The sequence below is a fragment of the Synechococcus sp. B60.1 genome (assembly GCF_047462555.1).
Classification (GTDB): domain Bacteria; phylum Cyanobacteriota; class Cyanobacteriia; order Thermostichales; family Thermostichaceae; genus Thermostichus.
This window is the reverse complement of record NZ_JANSJN010000079.1, coordinates 1-4,567: the sequence shown is the minus strand read 5'-3', so window position 1 is coordinate 4,567 and position 4,567 is coordinate 1. Positions and strand designations below refer to the sequence as shown.

Here is a 4,567-nt window from a genome sequence, read left to right as displayed (position 1 = left end):
GGCAACCCTGGCCCGCAGTATGCCAACACCCGCCACAACTGCGGCTTTATGGTGGTGGATCGGCTAGCGGAGCGCTGGGGGATCCCGTTGGCTCTGGAAAAGCGGTTCCAGGGCTCCTACGGAGAAGGGCTTGCCCTGGGGGGCAAGCGGCGCCTGCTCAAACCGGAGACCTACATGAACCGTTCTGGCCAGTCGGTGCGGGCGGTGATGGATTGGTACAAGTTGGATGCCGCCTCGGTTCTGGTGGTGTACGACGATATGGACTTGCCCCTGGGTCGCCTGCGTCTGCGGGGATCTGGCTCTGCTGGTGGACACAACGGCATGAAGTCCATCATCCAGCATTTGGGAAGCGAGGCCTTCCCTCGCCTACGGCTGGGGGTGGGCAAGCCCAAAGGCCACCAAGACATGGTTGGGCATGTTTTGGGAAGGTTTGAACCTACCGAGCAGGCAGTGCTGGAGCGGGTTCTGAGGGCAGCAGTGGAAGCAGTGGAGTGTTGCTTGCAAGAAGGATTAAGGGCGGCCATGAACCGCTTCAACCCTCTAGATCTCTCCGAGCCGGTATCTGAGCGAGATTGGCCAGCTCCGCCAGCTCCTCTCGACCCAGCCAAGACTGCGCCCGGAGAAAGCTGACCGCGTCAGGGAGTCGGCCTCCGCAGAGCCACTGGCAGGAGAGGGCAAGGATCCCTCCAGGTTGCTCCCCGCGGGGGAGCGGCTCTCTTGCTAAGCCAGAGAGCCGATAGGTTTCCAAGTTTTGAACGGCAACGTACAGGATCAGCACCTACAAAAACGTCCAGCCCCCCTGGACAATGGCCACCACCCCCAGCCAGCCGGGAATGCACAGCCGCTCCGCCAGATCCACCAAGGGATCCAGCGCCACTGCCACCACCAACGCAATCATCGCGGTCAGCACCAGGTTGCGCAGTTGCCCCAATAGCAGCAGCATCCCTGTGGCCACCACCAGGGCTATGGAGGAGATGGAGAGGGTCAGTTGTCTTCGGCTCATCATCTGGCTGGGTTCTCTTCAAGGGGAGCGTTCCAGTTTTCCTGGGTAACAGACGGCTCTACCACCCTGGAATGGCTTGGCCGCACTTGCCAAACGCCCTCTGCCCAGAGACCCCAAACCCAGAACCTCTCTACCCAACGGGCCAGACAAAGATCCGCAGCAGAAACCCAGCCAGCAGTGGAGTTACTGCAACAGTTCCATCCGTACTGCTTCTACATATTCCAGCAGCTCTGGGGATCCTCTGCCTGCAGCCTGCCACAGCGTCAAAGCACGGCCCAGGTCGGCAGCGGCAGCGGCCCTATCCTCCCCCTGATAGGCGCGCGCCATGCCGCGGTGGTAGTAGCCCTCGGCTTGCTGCGGCTGCGCCTCGATAGCTCGGCTGAAATCCTGAACGGCCAAGTTGAAGTCGCAAATGCTGGCCCACATCAGGCCGCGATGGACATAAGCATCGAAAAGATCGGCAGGGCTTTGGTTTTGCTTGGCCAGCTCGATGGCCAGGTGCGACACATCAAACGCCGATTCCAGATGTCCCTGTTCGGCCCAGATGCGAGAGCGCAACAAGTGAAGTTGGGGGTTGCGATAGGCAATGCGATCCAGGGGGGACAAAGTTGCCAAAGCCTGCTCCAGCTCCCCGAAATACTCGTGTTGAATCCTGGCCTTGAGCAAGTAAGCTTCAGGCAAATAGGGATCCAAAGCAATGGCAATGTCCAGATCCCGCAGCGCCAAGCTCAGCAGGTGGTCAACAGCAGTCGCCTGGTCTGGCTCCGGCAAGGCCAAGGGATCGCCCTGCAACCGATCCCAGAAGTACTGAGCCCGCTGCAGATACAGCTGCGCGTTCCCCGGCTCCTGTTCCAGAAATCGAGCTAGCCGCGCCAGATAGACGCGATCCAAGTGAAAACGCTCGCCAGCCTGGGTGGAAAGAGGGATCCCCCTTTGGGCCGCCTGCTGCGCCAGCAACTGATGCGCTTGAGAGCGCTGCTCCAGCTGCCGTACTTGGGCTTCCAGTTGGGCTTGTTGCCTGAGCAGGAGCTCAGGATCGGGTTCATCTGCAAATGCCGCCACTTGAACACTCTGCGCTGGCGCCGAGGAAACTTCAGGGACAGCGCCCCGTCCCTTGCGCAGGGAAGCCAACCAGCCGCATTCGCCGCTCAAACACAGCCAAGACAACAAACCCAGAAGCGCCGATCCGGAGAACAAAAGACTGGGCCTCAGCATGGATCCCACCCCACGAACTAGCTTGAGAAAACTTGAGAAAAGAGTTGCCTCTAAGCTAGTTCGCCATAGCCGCAGTGTCCAGACTTTCCCCAACCCTCGGAAACTCCCCCTAGGGGATCCCGCCGCCGGCCAGATCGATCGACTCTACGCAGCGATTCTTTGCCCATCCTTCGTCAGTGGTGTTGCTGGCTACAGGAGCTGAGACCCCCCGCCAACCGGATAAAGTCGGCGCTGCTCAATGCCAAGCTGAACCAAGCGGTTGACCCACGAATCCGGCGGCGCAAGCCCTGGTCATTAGTCCTGGCGGTAAGCTGCCTAATCTCGGCAGTATATAGCCTGGAGTACAGCCTGTTAATTAGGGTGCAGGTTTCAAAAGGAAGGAGAGAAGCGGATGCCAGCCCATTCTTTGGATTTACGGCAAAGAGTCGTGGCAGCTTATCTGGCAGGTCAGACCTCTATCCGCCAGGTAGCCAAACAGTTCATAGCGACCAAAAGAACAGTACAGTGTACAAACAAACTCAGGATTTAACCCCCAGGAGAGTAGGCAGGAAGCAAGTGGGTATTTTGGAACAACATCGACAGGAAGTGATGGCAATTATTGCAGAACACCCAGACTTCTACCTGTGGCAGCATCAAGAACTGTTGCGGGAGCGCTTCACGATTGATGTGAGGACTGTCACGATACACAATTTCTTGAAAAAGCAAAGACTTATCGCAGTGGGAGAGTCCAAGAAGAGGAGGTGCAAAGAGAACGACTAGCTTATAGTCAAGAAGTCAGGGATATTCCACCGGAGGATTTGATTGCCCTCGACTAGACAGGGGTGTGGAAGGGAATGGAATGGGGAGTAGCTCGGAGCTTACATGGTCAAAGAGCTTATCATTATCTTCGGAGATGCAAGGGGGAAAGCATACTGTTATTGGAGCTATTTCCCTAAGAGGAGTAGTTAGCTGTACCTGCCTGTGTATGCGCCGGAATTGAATCCTATTGAGATGATGTGGTCGGTGTTGAAGCATTTTATTTGGCAGTTTTCCAGAATTGGAAAGTATAGCCTGGAGCAGATAGTGAAGACTTCTTGACTACTGAACAATCCATCCTGCTTCCGAGGTTAGTTTGCTAGGTGTTGCTACTGTACCCCTTGATTCTTTGACAGGCTGTAATGCACAAGTTACTAACGACTAGGATGGCAGAGAATTGAGAAACTTGACGGCTTAGCATACTAACTTCCTACTGTCTTATAGATTAGAAGGTAGACCAAAGGCTACGTTATCGTCCATGATATAGGGCGTCAGCATAAAAACTACTTCATTGCGCTCATTATTCACAGTCTGGGAGCGAAACAAAGCACCTAGAAGAGGCAAGTCCCCTAACAGAGGAACCTTACGAACATCGACATTATCTCTGTCTTGGATTAGGCCGGCGATAATAAAAGTCTGTCCGTCTCTTAGTCTCAATTGAGAGGCTTCTAACTGTCTCCTATCAATGTTAAAAAGCTGGATCCCTGCAAAGTCTCCACCTTCCAGCACTTGGATGGGTATGGGGATGGAAATCTCAGGCCGAATAGTTAAGGTAACAAATCCATTGTCATCTATCCTGACATCCGAAACGTTTAAGATAACTCCAGCCTCCTCTCTCTGCAAACGCTGGGTAACAACTGGTGGCTGGTTTTCTCCTTGGGGTATAGTAATGGTTTCGACGTTTACAGGCACGCTGGTGGCAATGCTAATCCGGCTAGAGCTGCCATCTGCCACCACCACTTTGGGATCGGTTAAAATCTTGCCGGTTCCGTTCTGAATGGCTGCTTGAACTCGCAAAGCCAAGGATTGTTGCAGGCGGTTGAGGGTATTGAAGATACCTGTAATAGAGCCAGATGGCCCAGTGGGGCCAATGGATTCTACTGAGGATCCCTGAGGCTGGTTCAGTGGCTCGCCACCGAAGCTTGCCCCTCCCAAGGTTCCAACAGCAAAGTTACCAGAGGCTCCGCCCAAGTTAACCGATAAGCTCTCGTTGTTGTTCAGACGGATATCGACCGCTCTTACGGAAATCAAAACCTGCCGCCGGCGCACATCCAGTTGAGCAATCTGGGCAGCGGCGATGTCCTGCTGTCGCTCGGTGCCGATCACGGTAATGGAGTTGGTGCGCTCGTCCACATCAAATTGGGCGCCTGGAGCTACGGCATTTAAAACAGCTTCGAGACGAGGAGCTATATTTGCGGCAACGGCTTGGTTCAGGCGGTAGTTGCGCACTAGGATCCCGCTCACCCCTGGCAGGTTTTGTCCAATAAAGACAGTTTGGCCCCGTCGCTGTGCCTGTAGCTGTTTTAGCCGCAGGATAAAGTTAAACGTCTCTTG

The 4,567-nt window shown here is 55.1% G+C and carries 4 protein-coding genes and 1 pseudogene; 2 read left to right on the top strand and 3 right to left on the bottom strand.

From position 1 onward, the window contains the following. A partial coding sequence (gene pth, locus NW863_RS09550; protein ID WP_414365965.1) for an aminoacyl-tRNA hydrolase occupies positions 1 to 630 on the top strand: 630 nt, incomplete at its 5' end. A gap of 148 nt (positions 631 to 778) precedes the next feature. Here the strand turns inward: pth and NW863_RS09545 are convergent. Continuing rightward, positions 779 to 1,006: a hypothetical protein gene (locus tag NW863_RS09545; RefSeq protein ID WP_414365964.1), complete on the bottom strand. Its 228-nt coding sequence runs from the start codon at positions 1,004 to 1,006 to the stop codon at positions 779 to 781. Between the two features lie 180 nt (positions 1,007 to 1,186). Then, entirely contained in the window at positions 1,187 to 2,065 is an 879-nt protein-coding gene (locus NW863_RS09540; protein WP_414365963.1) for a hypothetical protein, read from the bottom strand. Between the two features lie 544 nt (positions 2,066 to 2,609). Between NW863_RS09540 and NW863_RS09535 the strand changes: the two are divergent. Next, positions 2,610 to 3,328: pseudogene (locus NW863_RS09535) on the top strand (IS630 transposase-related protein). 123 nt (positions 3,329 to 3,451) lie between these two features. On the opposite strand, the gene NW863_RS09530 reads toward NW863_RS09535, so the two are convergent. Continuing rightward, positions 3,452 to 4,567, bottom strand: a 1,116-nt coding sequence (locus tag NW863_RS09530; RefSeq protein ID WP_414365962.1) for a type II secretion system protein GspD, incomplete at its 5' end; no start/stop codon positions are given.